The organism is Ignatzschineria sp. RMDPL8A (assembly GCF_029815055.1).
Taxonomy (GTDB): domain Bacteria; phylum Pseudomonadota; class Gammaproteobacteria; order Cardiobacteriales; family Wohlfahrtiimonadaceae; genus CALZBJ01.
Genome location: NZ_JAPPWA010000002.1, coordinates 685,503 through 709,379, shown reverse-complemented (window position 1 = coordinate 709,379; position 23,877 = coordinate 685,503). Strand labels below are relative to the sequence as shown.

Sequence of the window (23,877 nt, the reverse complement as noted above, 5' to 3'; positions counted from 1 at the left end):
CCGGCTTGCATTTCTAAGCCGCCTATTCGGCGGGTAACATATCATTTCACTCTATGAAGATTGGGCGCAATTTCTAAGCCGCCTATTCGGCGGGTAACGATCGATGGTTGATCGAGATAATGGCTCAAAATTTCTAAGCCGCCTATTCGGCGGGTAACATAGCGCTAATGCTCGGATCGCTTTTAATTAATTTCTAAGCCGCCTATTCGGCGGGTAACCTTGCAACGTATCTCGGTCGACCAGTCTTTATTTTCTAAGCCGCCTATTCGGCGGGTAACACACTGTTAAAAATGGAATGTTGTTAAATGTTTTTCTAAGCCGCCTATTCGGCGGGTAACCGGAGTTTGTGATGCGGACTATGGTTCGTGTGTTTCTAAGCCGCCTATTCGGCGGGTAACGTTGGCAAGAACATAACGATACCAAAGCGATTTTTCTAAGCCGCCTATTCGGCGGGTAACCTATAATCTCTTTTCTAGCTTCTTGGATTAATTTTCTAAGCCGCCTATTCGGCGGGTAACTCATTGATACCTATCAACGAAAAGATGGGGAGTTTCTAAGCCGCCTATTCGGCGGGTAACTCATCGTCAAGTTAGACGGAACGATTGAGAAATTTCTAAGCCGCCTATTCGGCGGGTAACATCAACGGGATGTTACTATGCGTAGACCGTTATTTCTAAGCCGCCTATTCGGCGGGTAACGAGTTAACCAATAAGCATGAAGTGAGGCGACGTTTCTAAGCCGCCTATTCGGCGGGTAACTGCAAATTCAACAGGGCATTATTAAGCTCGAATTTCTAAGCCGCCTATTCGGCGGGTAACGAATGGTATGGCGGCATTTTTAATGCCCAAAATTTCTAAGCCGCCTATTCGGCGGGTAACCTTCGATCAATGAAAGTGAAATAAATATCATGTTTCTAAGCCGCCTATTCGGCGGGTAACGTTTCATAATCCCCCCATCTCTCACTTACAGATTTCTAAGCCGCCTATTCGGCGGGTAACTAAAAACGGCTTCATATGTCTTGCCTGAACCTTTTCTAAGCCGCCTATTCGGCGGGTAACAAGTCGAATTATGCGGTTCATGGATTTGGGTATTTCTAAGCCGCCTATTCGGCGGGTAACATTAGCACTGAATTTACAGATACCAATTTAACTTTCTAAGCCGCCTATTCGGCGGGTAACGCATGTAAAAGGATTGGCATGTAAAGGGTAAATTTCTAAGCCGCCTATTCGGCGGGTAACATACCCATATATCGTCCCCGTCTTTTGGTGAATTTCTAAGCCGCCTATTCGGCGGGTAACCGTAAGGCTTCCCCTGTTACTTTTACGCTTGATTTCTAAGCCGCCTATTCGGCGGGTAACGTAGCAGGAGCTAAAAGAGTATTTAGGCGTAGTTTCTAAGCCGCCTATTCGGCGGGTAACTTACTCGTTCACGGCAGTCCATCAATCTTTTCTTTCTAAGCCGCCTATTCGGCGGGTAACAATAAAATGAAAAATTTACTAGAGTTATTTGATTTCTAAGCCGCCTATTCGGCGGGTAACAAGCTGATAACGATGCTTTAGGTGTTGGGATTTTTCTAAGCCGCCTATTCGGCGGGTAACTTGCAGAAGCTTTCAGAGCCTCGATCTATAACTTTCTAAGCCGCCTATTCGGCGGGTAACTAGACGCGAATTGCTCGCGCGACTCATTGTATCCAAATTGTTAAAGAACTCATAGTAAAAAACCCTATTTTTCTATGACCATTAAATAACCCATGAAATCAATCACTTGCAATCTTGTCAAAAAATAGGGTTTTGCTTTACTAATTGAGAACTGAATCTCTTTATTTACAAACTTAAGGCCTTAAAAGATTGGCACAGTCGCCTTGTTACTTAAACCGTAACTCCCAAATTCACCAATCGTTTCTGGTTTTTCCTGTCTTTTAACCCAAATAGTGAAATGCTGTTTGTTACTACCACTATTCATTTTAAAATGTGGAATCCCAAATAATCGCTCACGATTATCTAAAGCCTGCTCCGCTACATCCTTGGTCCATTTATCAGGATGGCGTTTTTGATAGCGGCGAATCTGGCTTTGACTAAGGTGTCTAGAACGTAAACGCGCAAAGACAACATGTTTATCGACCTGTTCCGGCACCCTTTTATTATCCGTCACGATTGAATAATCCCGAATCGTTGAGTCAGCCCTCACCGCTTTTTCAAAATCGGTTAGAACAATTTCACTACTAAAAACCCGAATAATGCCACCTAAGCGCTTATTGAGGTTATAGTTAGGAAAACCTATCCCTATTTGTCCTTTTAAATTAGTACTCACTAACAATACGTGGAGCCGCTCCATTAATTCGCTAATGATAAGATCTTCAGTCATATCCTCTTGAGGAATCGCCTTTAGATCAAAATAATGAGTAATAATCATTACTTACTCCTTCTCTTCTTAATATTTAATTCTGAGGTAAGATATCGAATCGATCGACTCATATAAAGATAGATCATTCGATATCTCTGTCGTTAAGGTTTTAAGCGATTAAGACTTTCCACCAAATACGCCACCTCTAAGAAGATTCGCGATCACATAATGTTTCTGTTCTGCCGTAATCTCTTTATCCTTAACAACCCAATCTTCAAAGAATTTATAGAAGTTATCTTTTGCTCTAAATGCCTCACCCATCGTTGAAACAGTCCCAAAAGGTTCAATCGCAATTGGGAAGCTAGCATCTTCATACCAAGTATCAATGGTACGAATTGCATTCCCTGCCTTTTGTGAGTGCATGCCAGCTGTCTCATTCGTTGTATAAAGGACTTTGCTCTTTCCGCCTTTTGCTGAACTCGCTTCTTGCACGAATTCTTGTGATGGATAGACTTCATGGCCTTCACCGATATGTGCTGTTGCGACAATCTTAAGGTTCGTGAATACCTCCCCTTTTAGGCCTTTAATAATCTCAGATGCTAAAAGATCTACTTCTTTACTACTTGAAAATTCTTGTAGAGGGAGTAATTTTGCATCATCGATCGTGATAAAAGGCGCATTTTCACCATCTTTAGTAATCTCAATATACACGCTTTTCGCAGCAATACGATTACGCCATAACCATCTTGCATTTAAAATGTTGTAGGCATAACGATCGGCTAATACTTTAATATTTTTCTCATCGGCTAAATAATCCGAAACGAGCGCCACAAGTTTATCTTGGAATGCAGGTTCATTACAGCTCCATGGCTTACCTGTAAATGGTAAAACCTTAAAGTTAAGCGTTGCAACTAACTGATCTTTATCACTATCGAGCTGTGCTACATCAACACGTTGAATATTTGCTGATTTTTTATCGGCCTCTTTTGCACTCTTATGAGAAATCGTTCCGAGTACTGTTTTTTCAATTAAAGCGATCGGAAACGTTTCTGTCGATGATGCGTGCTTTTGCGCAAAATAGACATCCGAAAAATCAAATTTACGCTCAAAAGCGAGAACGGTTGGATAAGTTACCTTAGTCATAATCAATATCTCCTAAATTTATAAAATGATTCAATCTTGATTCTGTTATTTAAATACACAATGGTTAAGTTAATCTTCAAATGCTTGCTCTACTAAATAGAGCTCATCTGAAGTAGATACATTCCAAAATAATTGTTCGAGTTTCTGGTTTGGGTCATTAAGTAAACGATATGTCAGCACCCATTTTCCTAATGAATAGATTGACTCTACAAATTGACTCTCATATTCGGGATTCCTAATATTTTCAAGTTCGCCTGGCGCTATTACATCGCTAATTGCCTGATATCCCACCATTAATGGCACTAACCAACCACGCCCCTGCTGAAGTGTTCGAATCGTCCAGCGGCTATGTTCATCTTTAGGCGGATGATAGTAGATTCTTGCGGTATCCAATAGATAATCAAGACCATCTTTCTGAGTTTCTGATCCCTCCAGAGCCTCAGATCCATCGCCTTCCATTACGAGTTGCTCTAACAATTTTTCTTGCGATAAAAGCACATAACCAAAGCCGATTTTTTGTAGAATCTCTCTGCCAACTAAATCATTATGATTAAAAATCCAAGCGCCACGAATCGAGGCAATGGTTCCACCAGCTAAACGAAGAGTTGGGATTAAATTTTTAATCGCTCTACCGAGTGCCTCTTGTTGATCTTTACTCAATAACTCTGATGTCTTAAAGCGAACGACTAAAGAGGAGAGATAATCGAGTCGCCCTTCTTCAATAATCGGCGGATTTGCCCCTGATCGCGTTAAAGGTGCTTTTTTTAATAAAAATGTATAATCCTGCCCTGAATGTTCACGATATATCTTCGGCTCGCACTGATGAGCGATTACCATAAAACCTTCAAGCTGAATCTTTTTCAGATTAACCGCTACGCCTAATGCTGATTCCGGCAATGTTTGAATTTGACGATTAAGATTATGCACAAACCCAGCCGTTGCTGTTAGTGCGGGCGTACCATAGATAAGGCTTCCTGAAATCGCATTCACATCTTTCGCATCGATATGATCAAGCGCTAAGAAATACTGATACACGCTTTGCTGATTTAAATCGAGATTAGACATTGTGATCCTCCTTATCCACTGCCGAAGCTGTCTCACTTAACGAATCAAAGAGCGTTGCTTTAAGCATTTTAAGCCAACTTTCATATTCTCTATCCGCAAAGAGCATGGCTTCTCCCTTTCCTTCTAGAATCGATTGAAGTTCTCTATTCTTCTGTTGAGTTTTGACAACCCAATCTTTAATCGATGCTGCCAAATGCTCAATCGATTCTCGTGTTAGCGCTTTTCCGGCATTTTTTTCACGATTAGGATCTAACCAATTTTTTTCAATTGCTTTGAGTTCATAGGCATCACTCCAACCCGCTGGAAGCGCACGATACGCTGACATTACTTGCAAGATGCTATAAAAAATCTCATCTAGCGCCAGTCTAAAATGCTCGGCAATTGCCATATTAATATTCTTAGACTCTTGGTATTGAATGCGCTTCATCGCGGTTGAAAGCTCTCTAAAACCATTTTCACAATGATACGCAAGTCGCTGATCGAAAATCGTCTTCGCATCTTTATGTAAGAAAAAAGCATTTCCCAAAGAGGTACTTGGTGGGAATGAGGGTAAAAGATGATTTCGCCCAAACAGATTGTGAGTATGAAGCCCCACATTACGAGGGTGAGCGCCCCCTAACTTCACTCTTGCTAAATCTTTAAAATTGGCATAAGCCGTGAGTCCTGCCAATTTTTCGGCCTTCACTTCTGGCTTTACTACCTGCTCACCCAATTCGATCTTGCGCCAATCTCGCCGCGCTTCACGCGCCTTTTTCTGCTCATCACTATATCTTTCTCGAATTCGTAAGTTCGCTTCATAAATAAAGGAAGAAGCATGAAGCGGAATCAGATTGCGATAGTGATCAGCCCCAATAGAACGGCTTTCATCTAATGGCCAGATAATCTGTTTTAAAAGCTCATCTGACTCCAATTTCTCCGGCGTTAAATAGACTGATTTTAAGGCTTTTTGAATCGCCTTTGATTTCTCTGGGTCTTTAGAAAATACGCCATCTAATGCTGGGTGATCCTCAATTAACAGATCATAAAGATACCGCTCTTGAACCGGCATAGCAACAACGCGCATCAAAGTAATTAATGCCCCATTGCCAGATACATCTAAGATGATATCCTTCAAAGAGTGCGTACCGATTAAACCGAGATCTTGCCCTTCTAATTCTGCATCCGGCTTAAAAACGACATTCGAAGCCTTTGAGCTAGAATGGATACCCTTAGCAACATGACTACCAGACTGCAATCCTTCTGCCTTCTCGGCATTTTTGATAAACCAATCTTCTATCTCATCTCTAGGAATTTTCAGTTCAGTTTCAAAATACTGTCTGATAATTTCCGCTAAGATAGAGGGGACTAATTCTTTCATATACACCTCCTTCAATCTTACATAGCAATTATTAAAACTCATTAAAAAATATAAGTTATATTTGACTGGACATAAAATATCATAACGTGATGATTTTTTATGTCAACCATTTATTCATAATATTTTCATAAAGACAAAAAAAGCCAAGAGTATGTAACTACTCTTGGCTTTATCAGTACTATAGTACCGCCTATTCGGCGGATAATGTTACAAGTTATATCTGACTTTTCTCAGCCACCTTTCCGGCGGTTCTGCATATTATACTTTATTTCCTTAGAGAAAACCCAAGCCACGCATTAAAGTCATACTGATATTTCGAATCCAAAGAGACGGTTAAAAATTGAATCGCATTATTTCTTGGCGATCTATTTTTAAAATAACGACAGACCTTATCAAATTCTTCTCGCACATCAGGAACCAACCAAGGCTTTACATATTCATTATCCACAACGGGAATAACATCCATCTCTTTAGAGCTTACGAACTGTTCATAGGTATCCTCTACCCGCATATTGAACCAAGTTTTATAATCCTCTATCGAGGCATAAGTCACAAATTTCAATTCAGCGATCTCAATTACCCGACGTTTTATCTCCTCTACCGGAAAGAGGATATAGCGCCGATCTTCGCCGTGACTCTCACGGAATCTTGTTCGCATCTGTAAATCGCCATAGAGATGCGATGCCGACCCGGAAGCGCTAAAGATATTCATATCATTATAACAAGCGCCCTCATTACGACCTTTAAAATAGAGATCGTGCAATACCGAATGCTCCAACGTTGATAGATAATGAACCTTCAATACCGGCGCGGCAGTACTCGCCCTTCTTCCTCTTCGCGATCGCCCTACAGGTGTTTCGGTATTTTCAGAAACCTTTATAATTCTTGGAATAGAATCAATAATGGCGATCTCATCGGCCCTAAACAGATACTTAAAATGCTCATCCGCCCAGTTTTTTACTAAACGATGATCAGCATCCTCAAAACCTGGATTACAATACCCAATCAAATCCGGCGTTAACTTGGCTCTAATACTGCTATTTAAGACTCCAATATTAGGCGCTATTGGAATCTTATCAGCACGATGCCGTAAAACACGCCCACATAATTGGATTAAGCTTCCCATACTCGAAGGCTCTGAAATTGCCCAGTTTACATCAATATCACGCCCGACCTCTATCACCGGCGAAGCAATAATCATAAAAATATGATGCTTAGCATCACTCTTTTCGAGCGCTCTTTTAATTTCAGGCTGATTAAAAATCGCCTCTTCATTTTTACGATTGAGGATTCGATCTAAGCGCTTTTCTAAAACTGATCTTAAAAGCAACAGTTGTCTTGCATGATAAGGAACGATGTGAAGAGCATATGATTCAGCGTGATCCTGATTAATATTGAGCTCAAAGAATGCCTTTGTCAGGGGAATAATATTGCTAATATGTGCAATTCGCAAAATGCCGGTACTGACCGTTTTTCCCTGATCATTCTTGCTATTTGAAGCAGGTACTGGCTCAGCGTGGTATTCATGCATCTGTTTGATTGCCGGCAATAGACTTTGTGCAAAAGCTTCATAGTCTGCTTTAGAAGGATTTGTCGATGCTGGCATTGTAAATGGCACAATCACGCCTTGCCTTTGCGGGGCGGTTACTCGCATCCCTTCTAATTGCATCGCTCGATGAGTAATGTAGGATTGATGAGCTTTTTCAAAGGCTGATTCATTTTGAACGACTACATGATCTTGCTTAAATTCGTCAAACCATGCGCAGATAACGCCGGTATCATCCGCTAATGAATGTTGCTTCTGCCACTCTCTATAACCTGCTTGATATGCGTTAAAAAGCCCGATAACTAAATCCGGTGCGAGTGTTGCTGAAGAGAGCATGATTCTGCTCCCCAACAATCCTGACAGATAGATCAAGCGCGTAACCGCATAGAGGTCTTTCGTGCCAAAATCATCAACTTCATCTAAAATCAGATCTGACGTTAAGAGCCTTAATAACGGTACAATCTGTCGACCTCCTCGAAGAGATTCCGTTGCTGGTACTAGATGATCGATCGTGGTGGAGATAATCGGCGTATAGAGAAGCTTTCGTGCCTTACTATCATTTAGCAAAACGCCAAAATCAGCCTCAGTGAGTGGAGTATCATATCCACCAAACACATCGCCATCGATAAATTCAGCTTGCGATTCACTACCAATACTCGCTAAAAAATCCTCAGAAGAGCTATTTTCCGCTTGATGAGATTCCTCATCATTCATCTTTTGCAAAGCCGTAATGCCGGCGCCACCCACAAGCGTTGCAATCTCATCTTCAGAGAGATTGAGATCTTCTTTAAGCTTCTCCCCTGTTTGAAGCGTCAGAACTCGAAGCCCAAGTGCAATGGTAATTCTCGGCTTTGCTCGCTCGCTATTGAGCGCCGCCATGATTTTCACATTTCCTAGCGTCTTTCCATGCCCTGTAGATGCCATATTGATCCCAAAAAAACCTTTAGTTTCAGCAGACATGCTCAAACTATTCCCTAAGTCTCGTGCGCTATCTTGCCATATAAACTTCTTTAATCTCTCAGGGGTTCTTGAACGCTTTAAAACCTGATTATCATTTAATGCCGGTAATTCAGCTCGCAAAAATGAGAGCTTTCCGGCAAAATCCCCAGCATATCTAGCCACTGATGTCAGATGTTTTGAAAGGGGCTGATTTGGCTCTCTTGTGCTTCGATGCGTATTGGCAATCAAGGGGATTTTCTGCTTTTTACCGCCCTCATAGAATTTAAGTTTATCGCCATAGCTCATACTTGAATAAGTATGATCCCCCATGATTAAGGCCGTTCTACATAAATAAGTTATAAAGGGTGAAAGCAAGTCTTCTCCCCGATCATAGAGCTTCAGATTCAATGCTTCTTGCGCCCGATAACGTAACGCATAACTCCAACCCTCAAATTCTTTGGCAATATCAGGATGAATCTCAGCAAGATCATCCATAATTAATTTAAAATCATCTGTTAATTCAACCTTACTATTTCGGACCCATCCTGGTACTGCTGAGAGGTTTTCAAAAAAGTCATTAATAGAATAATATTTGCCACTAAATTCCGCCTTTCGTTCAATAAAAGGAAGGCGATGATGCGAGACAATGAGCCATGCAATTAATCTTGTCAAAGGCGTTGTCATGATAGCTCGATCAAAATCGATATCTTGCAGACCTTGATACCATTCATGATCAAAGGTGAACGTCGATAATCGTTCTAAAACAGCTTCATCCGTTTCGCACCCTCTAATTATTAAGGAAAAGAGCAGAAGCGAAATCCATTCGTGACGATACGGATCGACATTTTCTCCACCGGGTCTTAATTTTTTTTGAAAACCAACAGTAAGCTTCCCTAGATCGTGAAACAGAGCAGACATCGCTGTAACAACTTCTATTGTTCTACCATCTTTCCATACCAACTCAGCGCCCGGATCTATATTGCGTTCGCTTCGATTTGTCGGCACGCGCCCATTCTCATCAAAAACAGCTCGCTTCCCCACCGTCCACATTAATTCGGTGCGATTCTTGCCACGCACCCAAAAACAGGCAACGGCTGTATTTCGCCTTGCTGTTTTCCGAAGAAGATAATGAATTGTCTTCACGCCCTCCATTGTAATCGCCGTCTGCCAGGTTCGCTGTCCAGTGCGTTCGGCAAACTGGTCTAAAATCCGCCGTGTTTCTATTAACGCTTTCTTTGTACATTCGGAGACTAAAATAATATTCATTAAATCATCACTCCTCTGAATGCTTCATATCAAAATCCAACTCTGAGATCGCCTTTAAGGTATCAAAGATCATATCGAGCGCTTCATATTGACGAAACTCCATAATAACCCGCTCTCTAAACATACGTTCATTATCGCCCTCTAATGCAGAGATAAATGCCATCGGTAATACGATACCATCCTTAATAATATCGGCCGCATCAAATACTAAGCCCCCTCGACGAGTTTTACCATGCAAGATCGATAATCCATGCGGAATCCCCAAAACCCACGTCGCTGTCGCACCGAGCCCATATGCAAGATAATTGCCATGATCAAGAAATCGATTCGTCGGGTCTTTCTTGCGGTAATCACCATCTGTGGAGTCTCTTCTAAAACCCTCATGATTCAGCGTTGCTTTATTGGCTAAATGATAGAGACGCTTTGTGAGACGCCCTTCTGTTAATAAAAGGGCTTGCGTATTTGGAGCCGCGTCAATTTCATTATTGTAGGCCTCAACTGCCGACTCCAAATCTCCGATTTCAAAAGACCAATCATGCCGCTTCCAACATTTCAGCGTAAATTGCAAACGCGCCTTTTGTAAAAACTTTGCAGCGAATAATCGTTTTGCATCATCAAACCAAAATCCACACCATTTTTGTAAATACTCAGTCGGGCGATATTCAGATTGTGGCGAGAAGAAATCACAGCCGATCTCAGGCTCAGTTCCTGATAATAGAGGCGTTCCACCATTACCGGCAAAACCGATCATGACTCCTGCCTTAGATAAATCTCTTACCGCAGCATGGGTAATTGATGTTCCAATACCGAGCAAAAGACAGGTGGTATTCGCAATTGGGATATTAAAGTAGAGCGATTCTTTCCCCACATTTGTCACATATTCAACGCGACCACCATTAACGAGCACTCGGCAATATTCCAAGTAGTAGAGATTCGCTCGCTTCGAGTGGAGAATGGTGGAGAGGTCTGAGCTATCAAAATAGGGAGTCTTTCGCATAATGAATGTCTATTTTTATTTTTAATGGGATACCTAAAAACAGGTTGAACCCCATTATAAAAAATTACTATTGATATTTCATCATCAAATAAATCAAGAATTTAGACAGTTTTTCTTTCCTTTAATTTATTTTGGACAGGTTAAAATCTTGCAAAAAAAGAAGCGTCAACCCCTCGCACCGGTAAAAATGATTGTAAGATCTGTACACGCAACAATGTCCGCTCTAGACACCAGATAAATAAATAACATAGAAACCAGACATTAAATAAAAATACAAAGATAAATAAACTTAAAAGTTTCCTCTTTTACTTTATTCCCAAAAACTATTTCCATAATATCACCAAGTGTCTGGATAGCCTCCAACCGAACACCAAAGCGATGTAGTGACACACAGATCATATCTTTATATGGACACGCCACAACATCAAAACTGATCAAAAATTAGTCTTAGCAAAAACATATCATTGAGGTTTTTTATACCCACCCAGCATCCTCGAAAACAGCCCAAAAAAACCTCAAATACAGATAAACAAGACATCTATAATTTTATCTAATTTATTGGTTTAATTTCTAATCAACCTCTTTTATTTGTTGATAAACGTTAATTATTATGTCATAAGTAACTCATAGTCATCATAGTTGCATGTAACACACTACATAAAACTATATCGATAATAACAATAAAAATGATGCAATAAACGCCTTATTTACCCCGGTAATTTTAATACGAGGCACAAAGGAGTTAACAATGGATAAAACAATTTCCTCAATGGATGTTCTGTTTCTCGCCATGGGCGCAATGCTCGGTTGGGGATGGGTAATTCTTTCCGGCGAATGGGTCGCAACAGCAGGCTTTGTAGGTGCAACTCTCGCATTTATCATAGGTGGCATTCTTATCACCCTCATTGGTCTTACCTATGCTGAACTCGCCACGGCTATACCTGAAGCGGGTGGAGGTGTTGTATTTGTACAAAGAGCCTACAACCCTTCCCTTGCTTTCATTGCGGGATGGTCCGTCCTCTTTGGCTATATGTCTGTCATCGCTTTTGAAGCTGTGGCGCTCCCCACAGTTATCGATTATATCGCACCTATTGAACATAAAGTTAAACTCTGGACACTTGCTGGATCAGATATCTATTTGACATGGGCAATGATTGGTTCAATCGGCGCACTTTTCTTAGGAGCACTCAACTATATTGGCATTCGTTCTGCGACGATTTTTCAAACCATTTTCACTCTAGCCATTATTGGGGTGGGGCTCTTATTGATCTTTGGCGCACTCTCTTATGGGGACTCTCAAAATCTTCATCCTCTCTTTACAGGTGGGCTGTCAGGCATGACCAATGTTCTTGTAATGGTGCCCTTTATGTTTGTCGGATTTGATGTAATCCCACAAATTGCCTCTGAAATCCGTGCAACTAAATCAATCGGGAAAATCTTAGTCATCTCAATCATCTCTGCTCTCGCGTTCTATATCCTAATTATATATGGCGTCTCGTTGGGTTTACCTGAATCAGAACTTCTAACCTCAAAGCTCGCAACAGCTGATGCGATGACCCATCTCTTTAATAGTCCTCTTTTAGGAAAAATCTTAGTGATTGGGGGGATTGCTGGAATTATCACCAGTTGGAATGCCTTTGTTATTGGGGGAAGCAGAATTCTTTATGCTATGGCACTTCGAAATATGCTCCCAACATGGTTCGCTAAGCTTCATCCTAAATTTAGAACGCCCTCAAATGCGATTCTCTTTCTTACCGCGCTTGCTTTTTTTGCCCCACTCTTAGGTCGTCAAGCGCTTGGGTGGCTGGTAAATGCAGGTAGCATAGGCGTAGTTCTTGGCTATCTCATTGTGACACTTGCTTTTATTCGATTACGTAAATTAGAGCCCGAATTAGAGCGCCCTTATGAAATCCGTTACCCTCGCTTGATCGGCTATACGGCGGTAATCTTAAGTATCGGGTTTTTAACTCTCTATCTCCCCGGCATGCCATCAGCACTTAGCTTTCCTATTGAATGGAGTTTAGTTTTGGGATGGTATCTCATTGGTGCATGGTTTCTAATAATTCGTAAAAAACCAATTCCTGAAGTGCACTTTGAAGGGTATCGCCACCTCAAAAATCAGTAGTCAATCTAACAGCTAATCTAGCAATCAAATTATTATAAATTATAAAAATAGATGTTTAAGGAGATTTATCATGACAACCCGAACAGAAACTCTACAAAAAATGCGTGAAGAATACGTTGCGCGAGGCATCAGCAATAGCAATCTCAATGTGGCTGATTTTGCTAAAAATGCCACTATCACGACAATTGACGGCAAAGAATTTATCGACTTTATTGGCGCTATCGGTGTGATGAACGTCGGACATAGTCACCCCAAAGTAATCAGCGCCATTCAAGAAGTAACCGAAAAATTTACTCACCCTGGCTTTAATGTCATGCTCTACGAGAACTATCTAGAAGTATGCAGACGGCTATGCAATATTACAGCTGGCAATCACAAGAAAAAAGCAGCACTCTTTAACACTGGCGCTGAAGCAGTAGAAAATGCGGTTAAAATTGCACGCAAATATACAGGACGTACTGGGGTTATCACTTTTAATCGAGCCTTCCATGGACGTACTAATCTTACCATGGCGATGACCAGCAAAGTTAAACCTTATAAAGCAGGGTTCGGTCCTTTTGCTGCAGAGGTCTATCAAGCGCCCTACCCCTATCTTTATCAACGCCCAGCTCACCTTTCTAAAGAAGATTATATTGATTATATGATTGAACGATTTGATGAGTTTTTTAGCGCAACGGCAGCGCCTGAAATGATCGCCTGCCTTGTCATGGAGCCAGTGCAGGGCGAAGGTGGTTTCATTATTCCTCCGAAACGCTTTGTCGAACATGTCTATCAGATGTGTCAAACTCATGGCATTCTTTTTGTTGCCGATGAGATCCAAGCGGGATTTTCACGTACCGGGAAAACCTTTGCTATGGAACATTTTGATATTATTCCTGATCTAATGACCGTCTCTAAATCACTTGCTGCAGGAGTCCCATTGAGTGCTGTCATCGGACGAGCTGAGATTATCGATACTCCCAATCCTGGAGAATTAGGAGGTACTTATTCAGGTAGTCCACTTGCATGTGCAGCAGCGCTTGCTGTTTTCGATATTATTGAAGAAGAAAATCTCAATGACAAAGCTGAAGTTCTAGGAAAGAAATTTGAAATTGCCTTGAAAAAACTACAAACAACCTATCCATTTATTGGTGATGTTCGCCGCCTAGGTGCGATGGTTGCGATCGAAATAGTTAAAGATCCCAATAGCCGAACCCCTGATGGGGATCGCACTCGTAAAATTACCGAATATGCAAACCAACATGGGTTACTACTCCACTCTGCCGGGATTCATAGTAATGTCATTCGTTTCTTAGCCCCCCTCACAATTCATGATGATGAGCTAAACCGTGGGCTTGCTATTTTAGAAAAAACATTACAAAAGACTGCGTAATGAATTAGCGTTAATCATGACCTACAATATTCGAGTTACTCAACGCATTGGCGCCTTGATATTTTCTTATCGGGCGCCCTTTTATGTCTATAGATGAATAAAAAGTTTTAACAAAAATGATAGGCCTCCTCCTACACTTATAATTTTTTTCTAAAGTGACTCAAATTACTAGATATAAAAAATAGGTGGGAGAAACCACCTATCTATTTGTTGTACTTATTGAACGTAAGCAAAAGAATAAATTGAGAAGCAATCGCTACTCTCTGTCTTTTACAATCGCTCCTAATCACTATAATTAAAAAATACCGTAAGGATGAAGCGCTTCCTCATCAAGAGGTACCGGCATAATTGCATCCCAAAGTTCTGCAACACCGCCCGCCTCTACGCGCCAAAGCTCTCCAAATGCAGCACGTCGCCCTCCAATATCTCCTTCTGAATGGGTAAACACAAAATCACCTGATGCCACTACTCGATGCAGATGATGATAATTGAGCGCATTTCCAGATGCTTTAGCCTGCACTAAAAATGCCTCCATAGCAGCTGCACCATCACCTATATCACTGCTATGCTGAATAAAACTCTCACCCGTTGTATAAAGCGAGATTTTATCGTACTGCTGATCTATAAGAACCGTTTGAAAAAAAGGAAGTACACGCTCAAGACTCTCGCTTCTTCTTGCTTCTGGATTGAGATGTCTCACCCCATCAAGTTGCGTATGTCCACTGGAATTAGGTGGCATTTGATCCACCAACATATCCCAATGTTCAATAATACGACCTTGAACCACTCGATAGAGATCAAACCCCACAAGGGGCTGTTCACTCAGTCCTTCAAAAAGACCATGCAATACGACATATTCTCCATCAGAAAAGGCGCGCTCTAAGCTATAACTGAATTGTCCAGCTCGACGTTCAATTAATTCCTTTAAACCCTTTAGCCCCTGTTTGACTAGAGGTGAGTGCTCAATAAATTGAGGAGAAAAGAACTCTTCCGCCACATCAAATTGATGCAATGTAAAAAGCGTTTGATGTGCTTTTTTAACCAGCGCTAACGTTGACTCTGCCATATCTCCTCCTAATTTAATGCACTCATCACATGCTTAATGCGTGTATACTCTTCTAACCCATAAAGTGAGAGGTCTTTCCCATATCCTGAAGATTTAAAACCACCATGAGGCATTTCAGCCGTGAGTGGAATATGAGTATTCAACCAGACCGTTCCAAAATCAAGATATTTAGCAAAATGCTGTGCATGAGAGTGACTCTCCGTCCAGACACTTGCCGCTAACCCATAAATCACCCCGTTGGCTTGTTCAAGCGCATCATCGTCATTTATAAATGATTGCACAGTAATCACTGGACCGAAAATCTCTGTTTGAATCAATTCATCTTCTTGAGTTAACCCCGATATCACAGTTGCCTCAAAATAATATCCGGGACGATCTGCTTGTTTACCGCCGATCTCAATCTTTCCATGAGGGGGTAAGCGCGCGATCATCTCCTCAATCCGTTTGAGCTGGCGAGCATTATTCAAGGGCCCATAGTGAGCTGACTCATCACCAGGCGATCCATATGAATAATTTTTTGTTCTCTCGACTAATTTGTTAAGAAATTGATCATAAATAGAGGCTTCAACTAAAACTCGCGTTGCCGCAGTACAATCTTGCCCGGCATTAAATAAACCTGTCATCGCTATATGATCCGCTGCACGATCTAAATCACTATCAGCAAAGACAATCACCGGAGCTTTCCCTCCAAGCTCAAGATGTGATTTTGTTAAATTTTGTGCCGCAGCCGTTGCTACTTCACGCCCCGCTCGAACTGATCCTGTAATCGAGACCATCTGTGGTAAAGGATGTTGCATTAATAACGCGCCCGTTTCAGCATCTCCTAAAATCACATTAAATACCCCCTTTGGTAATATATCCGCCGCAATTTTGGCAAAAAGCAACGTACTTTCTGGCGTGGTATCACTGGGCTTTAAAACAACTGTATTCCCCGCCGCAATCGCAGGAATTACTTTCCATACCGCCATCATAAAGGGATAATTCCATGGAGCAACTTGAGCAATGACCCCTAAAGGTTCACGTCGAATCGACGAAGTTAGCCCTTCAATGTATTCTGCACTAGCTCGCCCCTCTAGCATCCGCGCGGCTCCTGCAAAAAAACGAATCTGATCGATTCCTGGTGCCATCTCTTCAGTTGCTAACATATGATAAAGCTGTCCTGTGTTACGGCTTTGCGCCTTAATAATCGCTTCACTCTCAGCCTCTAATGCATCCGCTAATTTCAATAAATAATGTTGTCTCTGTGAAGGCGTTGTCTCGCGCCAACACTTAAATGCTTCTTGTGCAACGTTGAGCGCACGTTCCACATCATCTGCATTGGATTTTGGTGACACTCCATTCACACTTCCTGTTGTTGGATCTATTAAATCAAAATTCTCGGAACTTGCGGATGCAATAAATGCTCCGCCAATAAAATTAGATAATCGCTCAAACGTCATATCAGACTCCTTTGCCGGGAATCGAATCAATCCCGCTATAGGTGGGCCGCTTAAATATAAGATTAATTTAAACGAAAGAGGATGAATTAAAGAGGCTATCGTTTTCTCTACTTATAATTAATTGTTATTAACGATAACCACTCTCTTTTGAAAGCTAATAACAAAACTATAACATCTCTTTTTTTTCCTTGTAAAGAAATATTACACTCCTTCCAAAACAATAATATATACTCCATAACACAAAAACCATGAAGCGATTCACTCTGTTAATATGATCTCTTATAACCGGCTCATCTCCAATAAAATCAACAAAAAGCGCATTTGCCTCTTTTTTGCCCTTTACATTTTTTCGATCTCTATTATAATACTTACCTGTTGAAGGAAAAGTGGCCGAGAGGCTGAAGGCGCACCCCTGCTAAGGGTGTATACGTTTATAGCGTATCGAGGGTTCGAATCCCTCCTTTTCCGCCAGACGCGAAAGCCCTGACTTATTAAGTTGGGGCTTTTTCTTATCCAGAATTAAAATTAATCTACTTAGATAAACCTATCTAGATAGGCAATTTAATCGACGCATAACAAAAAGCCCTAACAAGTTGTTTAATCACACTTATTAGGGCTTAATATATAAGACTATGTCTACTAATTTACCAATTAATCACTTCTCAAACGCAAGCGCTTTTGATTCGATGGTTTTCGCTACGGCGATTAAAACGCCATTAATGGCAAGATAGATTACAGCGGCGACTAAGAAATAGGTTAGCTGATCATAGGTGCGCCCTGCCCATTCTCTTGCAACGCCCATAATGTCTAAGAGCGCGATCACTGAGACAAGCGAGGTACTCTTAAAGACAAGAACGATTTCATTGGAGTAGCTTGGAAGCGCACGGCGGAGTGCGAGTGAAAAGAGCGGTCTAAAGGCTTCGCGCTTATTCATTCCAAGGGCTAAACAGGAGTTCCACTGTTCTTGGGAGATATTTTTAAGAGCCCCATAGAAAAGCTGACTGCTATAGGCGGCGGAGTTCAGCGCAAGGGCTAAAATACCGCAGAACCACGCATTGCCAAAAGCAGCCCATAAAAAAGTGTTTTTGACCCACTCAAATTGCCCCGGGCCATAATAGATAAGGAACATCTGCACAAGAAGCGGCGTTCCGGTAAAGAAGATGACAAACATCTCGGCGAGGCGACCTGCAATCTTCCCTTCCCACAGTGAGCGCATCACGGTGATTAAAATCGCTAATACAAATCCTAAAATGAGCGCCGATACCGTTAAAATAAGGCTCGTTGGCACCCCGACCACAATCATCTCTTTAAATGAGGTGATAATACTTTCCCAATCCCACATACTCTCTCTCCTTATACCGCTGGCTCACGCTCATACGCCGTCATGCGGTTGTAGAGCTTCTCTTGAAGTTTTTGACTCACCAATGAAATCGCTAAATAGATGAGCGCGGCTAATCCGTACCAAGTAAAACCATCCCCCGTTGAGGTGAAGGCGTAGTCGGTTTTTTGCATAATCTCTTCAATGGCGATCAGCGACACGAGCGCTGTATCTTTTAACAGAACGAGCCACTGATTCCCAAGACCTGGGAACGCATGACGCCACATTTGAGGGAGAATAATATAGAAAAAGGTTGATGTTTTTGAAAGACCCAACACCGCGCCCGAATGCCACTGGGTTTTCGGTACGGCAAGGAGCGCTCCACGAATCGTTTGCGATGCGTAAGAGGCATAAATTAATGAGAGTGCAATGACGCCGAGCCAGAAAAATGAGAACTCGAAATCATGCCCAAAAAGTGCGTTTGATAGATCGTGCATCTTGCTTGGAAGCCACGCATCTTCGTAATTCAAGAAGAGATACGGAATGCCGATACCGATCAAAAAGATGACAATTAATTCAGGAAGCGAGCGAATGATGGAGACAAAAAATGTCACAGGCCAGCGAACAAAACGAAAGCGACTCAACTCCAATAATGCAAAGCCCATCGCCAATAAAAATCCTAAAATCACCGCTGAAAATGCTAAATAGAGCGTCGTTTTCGCCCCTATCAACATCGCAGCAAAATGCCCTGTTGTAAAAAAATCGATCATTCCTGTTCCCTACTTCATAAGAAGAGCGCTCAACACGAGCGCTCCTTACGTTACTTCACAACGGTGGGTTATTTATCAAACCACTTATTGTAAATTTCTTGATACTTTTCTGTTCCTTTGAACGTTTCAAGTGCTTTATTAATCTCTTCTAAAAGCTCTTTATCACGATGACGAACGGCAATTGCAAGCCCTTGACCAAAGTATTTTTCGTCTGTAACTTTTTCGCCGTGAACGGTGAGTTTGTCATTATCTTTTACATAATCATAAACCACTTCACCATCACCAAATACTACGTTCACACGACCAATTAAGAGGTCGTTAATCGCAGCGGGATATTGTGGGTAGCTTGAAACGGTTGCTTTTGGATAAGTATCGCGGATATATTGCTGATGCGTTGATCCGGTTAATACTCCAATTTTTTCCCCTTCAAGCGCGTCTAGTTTTTCCGCTTTATCTTTCGTGGTGATGTAGATTGAGTAGTTTTGATAATAGGCATCGGAAAACGCCACTTGTTTTGCACGCTCTTCGGTCACGTCCATTGACGAGATAATCGCGTCAAAACGGCGGAGACGAAGATTTGGGATTAACGCATCAAAGTTTTGTTCTACATAGACACACTCACGCTCCATAATGGCACAAAGCTCGTTCATCACGTCGATGTCGTAGCCTAATAGCTCATTATTTTCACCTTTATATTCAAAAGGGGGATACGCGGGGTTTGTACCAATTTTAAGTTCTTTTGCGATCGCCGGTGTTGCAAGTAATCCTGCAGTCAGTGCGAGAACTCCTAACGTTTTCTTCATCATAATTGCCAACTCCTCTTAGTCGATTGATGTTGATTTAGTGCGATAAATATCGCTTAAATTTCTCAGTTTGAGGCGCTTCAAAAATCGTATTACGACCCTTCTCAACAATCTCGCCCCCTTCTAAATACACCACAAATGTTGCGATCCGTTTTGCAAAATCGACATCGTGCGTCACCACCACTTGTGTGATGTTGGTTTTGGCAAGATCTTCAATAATGGAGGCTACTTGGGAGGTGATTTCAGGGTCAAGCGCTGCGGTCGGTTCGTCAAATAAGAGAACCTCAGGATTCATCATTAGTGCACGGGCAATGGCCACGCGTTGTTGCTGTCCGCCGGATAATTTAAGGGGATACCGCTTCTCTAAGCCATCAAGTTTTAGATTCGAGAGCGCTTCGAGCGCTTCGTTTACCGCTGTTTTACGGTCGATGCCTTTTAATTTCATCGGCGCATAAATGAGATTATCTAAAACAGTTTTGTGAGGCCAAAGGTGATATTGCTGGAAGATCATGCCCACATCTTGACGAAGTGCGCGAATCTCTTGTTCAGAGATCGGTTTATCAAAATCAAAATTGAAACCAGCGATCGATAGCGAGCCTTTTTTAGGTTGCTCTAAGAGGTTTAAGATGCGTAGTAGCGAGCTTTTTCCCGCGCCACTTGGTCCGAGTAACACGACCACTTCCCCTTGATCAGCAGAAAGCGAAATATTATGCAACACTTGGGTATTGCCATATGCATAATCGATGTTGTTCAGTTGTATCATGAAAAATTCCAGAATAAAGTAGATAAATTTAACTCAAAAAAATACGAGCTCTCCAAAAATGAGAGATGAGTTAAATCATCGTCGCAGTAAATAACCTTTATATTCTAGAGTATTTTTCATTCTCGTGCTGAACCTTTTTTAAGTAACGATTTATAAGCGCTAAGGATTTCATCATAGCCCTAATTTTTACCCTCTGCAACATAAGAAATCGCATCTTTTGTTAAAAATCATCAGCCCACCGCATCGCCCTTTCGTTTCCCTTTTTTACGGAAACGGCAAACAAAGTGAAAATCAACTTGTTATCACACTCAAAAAGGGCTAAATATAGAACTCTTAGCGTGCCGAGTTTTTCATTTTTTGGTACACTCAAGAGATAGAGAGAAAAAAGGGCAACGATCGGGGAGATTGATGATTACGCCCCTCTCATTAAAAATATAATTAAATATTATTCGCAGAGCGTTTATAGGGATTGATGCCCTAAAATGGCTCTTTTATTTTCATCATTTTTCGATCGAGATCGACACGTACCATGGATAAAGCGACATTAATCGATTCTTTTTTAAACGCGCCCGATAAACACATTTCACTGATGGGAATGAGCGGTGTAGGCAAAACCCACCTCTCTAAAAAACTCCCCCGCGAGCGCTGGTTTCACTACTCGATCGATTATCGCATCGGCACCCGTTACTTAGATGAAGAGATCAATGATTTTTTCAAACTTGAGGCGATGAAGAGCGATGTTCTGCGGAAACTGCTCTACAATCATTCGATCTCGATTAAATCCAATCTCACCTTTGATAATCTTCAGCCGCTGTCGATCTATTTAGGTATGGTAGGCGCGCTTGAAAAAGGCGGCTCGCTCTTAGAGGATTTTTTAGAACGTCTGGAAAAGCACCGCATCGCTGAGATTAACGCCTCGTACGATGTTCTCGATTTTATGACCCGCGCGAAACGGATCTATCAATACCCTAATTTTATTGCTGATCTGAGTGGCAGTTTTTGTGAGCTTGGCGATGATGATCTTTCAAAAACTCTTGGTGAAGAGACCCTTCTTATCTATCTAAAAGCGAGCGATCGCATGCAGGAAAAGGTGATTGAACGCGCCCAAACCCACCCCAAACCGCTCTATTATCAAGCGCCCTTTTTAATGGACGTCATCAAACAATATTGTGAGGCAAATAATCTTGCGAGCGAACGCGAGATCGACCCGAGCGCATTTGCGATCTGGATTTTCCCCCGCCTCATTGAGCACCGCTTATCGCTTTATGAATCGATCGCCGAACGTTTCGGCATTACCTTATGTGCAGAAGAGGTCTATTTTGCACGCGATGAAGCGGACTTTTTTAATCTTATTGAGAAAGCGAAACAGTAATTATGGATGGTTTTACCCCTAGTAATTTACAACGAGAAGTGACGGATAACCTACATATTCGCCGTTACGATCGCCAATATTTCTATTTAACGGATGGTCGTGAATTTCATAATAGTGCCATCGGCATTTTAAATGAGTCGGTCTATACCGATCTTTTGCCAGAATCCTTTGATGAGCTGACCGAAGCGCACTTTGAGAAGTGGCTTGCGCTGAAACCAACGCTAATTTTAATCGGGACCGGGAATAAAATGGCATTTTTAGATCCCAAATGGCAGACTTTTTTCTATCAAAAAGGGATCGGCATTGAAACCATGCCCACCGATTCGCTCTGCCGTACCTTCGCGATTTTAGCAGTAGAAGATCGTAATGCGCTCGGACTATTTTTTCCACTCACGGAAGAGACGAAAGCATAGTTACAAACTATATAAACTGAGCATAAGAGATAAAAGCAAAAACCGCCAACAAGCACTGTTATGGCGGTTTTTTAATGCCTAGATGGCTAATTTAGAGCTGATAGGAATACTCTGCGAGCGAAAAGCCTTGCAGGTCATGCTCATAATTTCGCCCAAGCGCCATCACTTTAAAGCGCTCGCCCATCGCATTCGGGAGCACCACTTCTTGCACCCCTTGAGAAATTCGATACCACTCCACCTCGTCGGGCGTATTCGCTTTCGCCTCTGTTAATAGCGCTTCAAGCTGATTACCAAAGAGGAAGAAGTTTTGCGTCGTGTAGCCCAACACATCCATTCCCGCCGCTTCCGCAATCATTGCCACTTGTGTGAAATTAACGTTCGCCGTTAAATCCTGAAGCCCCGGATAGAGATAAAAATCCTCATGAGCATGATGTTTATAGTGCGCAATAAGCGTTCCTGTTTTACGCTCAGGGCGATAATATTCCGCCTCGTCATAACCATAATCGATAAAGAGCGCCACCCCTTCAGTAAGCGTTTTTGTTACTTCCGGAAGCCAATCGTGTAGCAGCGGGCAATATTCACTCTCAAACCCATCGTTAAAGGTGATCTCGTATTCGGCAAGTTCGGCGATAAATTGATTGAGCGCTTCATCACTCTCTCGTAGCGTTGGCGTAAGTGAAACCGATTCGTTTGCTTGATCGATATTAAGCGCCACATCCACATAATATGGCTTGCCATTTTCAAAGCGAAACCGCTCTACCGGGAGCGCATCGATCACTTCATTAGCAAGCAGAACGCCCCGCCAATTCTCGCTCGGCGCCTCATCAATCCACTCAATTCGATCGATGAGATCAGGGTGAGTTTTTAACAGATGAGCATGTTGTTCGCCTTTAAGATGAGGAGAACGTTCTAAAATGAGATATTTTTGAGGTAAACAATCGTGCTTTTTAAGATGAGTTAACACATCCGCAGCCATCACCCCACTTCCGGCGCCAATCTCTAAAATATCGTATACGCCCCCGAGATTCTCCGCCACCTCAATCACTTGATTGGCAAGCCCATAGCTGAAAAAAGGCGAAACGAGTGGTGCGGTAATAAAGTCCCCTTCGGTACCAAAAATCGGGAGAGCACCGGTGTAATAACCATACTCTTTGTGGTAGAGCGCCTGCTCAAAAAAATCGGCAAACGAGATCTGTCCGCCCTTTTCTTGAATATAAGATACTAAAAAACGCGCCATCTTGGTTGTGTGCGCAAGTTCAGCCTCATTTGGATATGGAAGCTCGTTTGTGGTCACCATGGTTCCTCCCGGATCGACTTTACCTATATTATCGTGCCAATATTGTGCCATAAAAAAAGCGCCATTAACGACGCTTTTTATTCAATCTCATCTATATTGGTATTTTCACCCAATAATTAACTTGGAGTGACTGTTCCAAAACCGCTACTGCGCTTATTCACCCGTACCATCTGTTCGGGAAACACCATCGTCTCTTCTGGCACGACCACGACGATATATTCACCTTTTGCGGAACGAACGCCCACTTCCTTATAACCTTCCTCTTTAACGATCACCGATTCGACTTTCGCCTTCCCTGAGAACGATTTTTGCTGATCTTCCGGCAGATCGGCATTTGTCATACATCCTGTAATGAGCAAGAGTCCGCCTACCATCATCATGATTTTTTTGATCATTGGTTGCATTCCTTTTATTTGAATGGATTACCTTATCCTAACTTGGGGAGCGTTACCGTGCTTTGATACCTAGCAACTCCCCAACACT

General features: G+C 42.0%; 18 protein-coding genes, 1 tRNA gene and 1 CRISPR repeat array (1 of these 20 cut by a window edge). Of the genes, 5 read left to right on the top strand and 14 right to left on the bottom strand.

The features are described from left to right. Positions 1-1,658: direct repeats of the CRISPR family, unit length 28 nt; unit sequence TTTCTAAGCCGCCTATTCGGCGGGTAAC (it extends 1,250 nt beyond the left edge of the window). Positions 1,659-1,839: 181 nt separating this feature from the next. From cas6f to cas1f, 6 genes are all read right to left on the bottom strand, one after another. Further along, positions 1,840-2,412 (bottom strand): type I-F CRISPR-associated endoribonuclease Cas6/Csy4, encoded by a 573-nt coding sequence (gene cas6f / locus OXI21_RS04805; protein ID WP_279618426.1) that lies wholly within the window; start codon positions 2,410-2,412, stop codon positions 1,840-1,842. Between the two features lie 108 nt (positions 2,413-2,520). After that, complete coding sequence (gene csy3, locus OXI21_RS04800; protein ID WP_279618425.1) at positions 2,521-3,486, bottom strand: type I-F CRISPR-associated protein Csy3; 966 nt, start codon at positions 3,484-3,486, stop codon at positions 2,521-2,523. 69 nt (positions 3,487-3,555) lie between these two features. Continuing rightward, on the bottom strand, positions 3,556-4,551 hold the full coding sequence (csy2, locus tag OXI21_RS04795; protein ID WP_279618424.1) for a type I-F CRISPR-associated protein Csy2: 996 nt from the start codon (positions 4,549-4,551) through the stop codon (positions 3,556-3,558). Further along, a complete protein-coding gene (gene csy1, locus OXI21_RS04790) occupies positions 4,544-5,908 on the bottom strand; it encodes a type I-F CRISPR-associated protein Csy1 (protein WP_279618423.1) in 1,365 nt (454 codons plus the stop codon). The genes csy2 and csy1 overlap by 8 nt, the downstream gene beginning before the upstream one ends. A 265-nt stretch (positions 5,909-6,173) precedes the next feature. Continuing rightward, positions 6,174-9,659: a type I-F CRISPR-associated helicase Cas3f gene (gene cas3f, locus OXI21_RS04785; protein ID WP_279618422.1), complete on the bottom strand. Its 3,486-nt coding sequence runs from the start codon at positions 9,657-9,659 to the stop codon at positions 6,174-6,176. Between the two features lie 7 nt (positions 9,660-9,666). Next, on the bottom strand, positions 9,667-10,656 hold the full coding sequence (gene cas1f, locus OXI21_RS04780; RefSeq protein WP_279618421.1) for a type I-F CRISPR-associated endonuclease Cas1f: 990 nt from the start codon (positions 10,654-10,656) through the stop codon (positions 9,667-9,669). 748 nt (positions 10,657-11,404) lie between these two features. On the opposite strand from cas1f, the gene OXI21_RS04775 reads away from it, so the two are divergent. Both OXI21_RS04775 and gabT read left to right on the top strand, forming a co-directional pair. Further along, entirely contained in the window at positions 11,405-12,781 is a 1,377-nt protein-coding gene (locus OXI21_RS04775; protein ID WP_279618420.1) for an APC family permease, read from the top strand. A gap of 70 nt (positions 12,782-12,851) precedes the next feature. Then, positions 12,852-14,153: a 4-aminobutyrate--2-oxoglutarate transaminase gene (gabT, locus tag OXI21_RS04770; RefSeq protein WP_279618419.1), complete on the top strand. Its 1,302-nt coding sequence runs from the start codon at positions 12,852-12,854 to the stop codon at positions 14,151-14,153. Between the two features lie 295 nt (positions 14,154-14,448). On the opposite strand, the gene OXI21_RS04765 is transcribed toward gabT, so the two are convergent. Then, complete coding sequence (locus tag OXI21_RS04765; protein WP_279618418.1) at positions 14,449-15,219, bottom strand: nuclear transport factor 2 family protein; 771 nt, start codon at positions 15,217-15,219, stop codon at positions 14,449-14,451. An 8-nt stretch (positions 15,220-15,227) separates the two neighbouring features. Continuing rightward, a complete protein-coding gene (locus OXI21_RS04760; protein ID WP_279618417.1) occupies positions 15,228-16,658 on the bottom strand; it encodes a gamma-aminobutyraldehyde dehydrogenase in 1,431 nt (476 codons plus the stop codon). 380 nt (positions 16,659-17,038) lie between these two features. Here OXI21_RS04760 and OXI21_RS04755 point away from each other — a divergent pair. Continuing rightward, positions 17,039-17,129 (top strand) — tRNA-Ser (locus tag OXI21_RS04755). A 184-nt stretch (positions 17,130-17,313) separates the two neighbouring features. On the opposite strand, the gene artM is transcribed toward OXI21_RS04755, so the two are convergent. From artM to artP, 4 genes are all read right to left on the bottom strand, one after another. Beyond that, a complete protein-coding gene (gene artM / locus OXI21_RS04750) occupies positions 17,314-18,000 on the bottom strand; it encodes an arginine ABC transporter permease ArtM (protein ID WP_279618416.1) in 687 nt (228 codons plus the stop codon). An 11-nt stretch (positions 18,001-18,011) separates the two neighbouring features. Then, on the bottom strand, positions 18,012-18,746 hold the full coding sequence (locus tag OXI21_RS04745; RefSeq protein WP_279618415.1) for an ABC transporter permease subunit: 735 nt from the start codon (positions 18,744-18,746) through the stop codon (positions 18,012-18,014). Positions 18,747-18,814: 68 nt separating this feature from the next. Next, positions 18,815-19,552 carry a transporter substrate-binding domain-containing protein gene (locus tag OXI21_RS04740; RefSeq protein ID WP_279618414.1) on the bottom strand — a complete coding sequence of 246 codons (738 nt, stop codon included), beginning with the start codon at positions 19,550-19,552 and terminating at the stop codon, positions 18,815-18,817. A gap of 34 nt (positions 19,553-19,586) precedes the next feature. Then, the gene (artP, locus tag OXI21_RS04735; protein ID WP_279618413.1) at positions 19,587-20,312 is read right to left on the bottom strand and encodes an arginine ABC transporter ATP-binding protein ArtP; all 726 of its coding nucleotides are present in this window, start codon (positions 20,310-20,312) and stop codon (positions 19,587-19,589) included. Between the two features lie 529 nt (positions 20,313-20,841). Between artP and OXI21_RS04730 the strand changes: the two genes are divergently transcribed. Then, on the top strand, positions 20,842-21,684 hold the full coding sequence (locus OXI21_RS04730) for a hypothetical protein (protein WP_279618412.1): 843 nt from the start codon (positions 20,842-20,844) through the stop codon (positions 21,682-21,684). Between the two features lie 2 nt (positions 21,685-21,686). Then, on the top strand, positions 21,687-22,097 hold the full coding sequence (locus OXI21_RS04725) for an MTH938/NDUFAF3 family protein (protein WP_279618411.1): 411 nt from the start codon (positions 21,687-21,689) through the stop codon (positions 22,095-22,097). A gap of 91 nt (positions 22,098-22,188) precedes the next feature. Here the strand turns inward: OXI21_RS04725 and OXI21_RS04720 are convergent, their stop codons facing one another. Beyond that, positions 22,189-23,445 (bottom strand): SAM-dependent methyltransferase, encoded by a 1,257-nt coding sequence (locus tag OXI21_RS04720; RefSeq protein WP_279618410.1) that lies wholly within the window; start codon positions 23,443-23,445, stop codon positions 22,189-22,191. A gap of 65 nt (positions 23,446-23,510) precedes the next feature. Next, positions 23,511-23,789 carry a hypothetical protein gene (locus tag OXI21_RS04715; RefSeq protein ID WP_279618409.1) on the bottom strand — a complete coding sequence of 93 codons (279 nt, stop codon included), beginning with the start codon at positions 23,787-23,789 and terminating at the stop codon, positions 23,511-23,513. Positions 23,790-23,877: the final 88 nt, after the last annotated feature.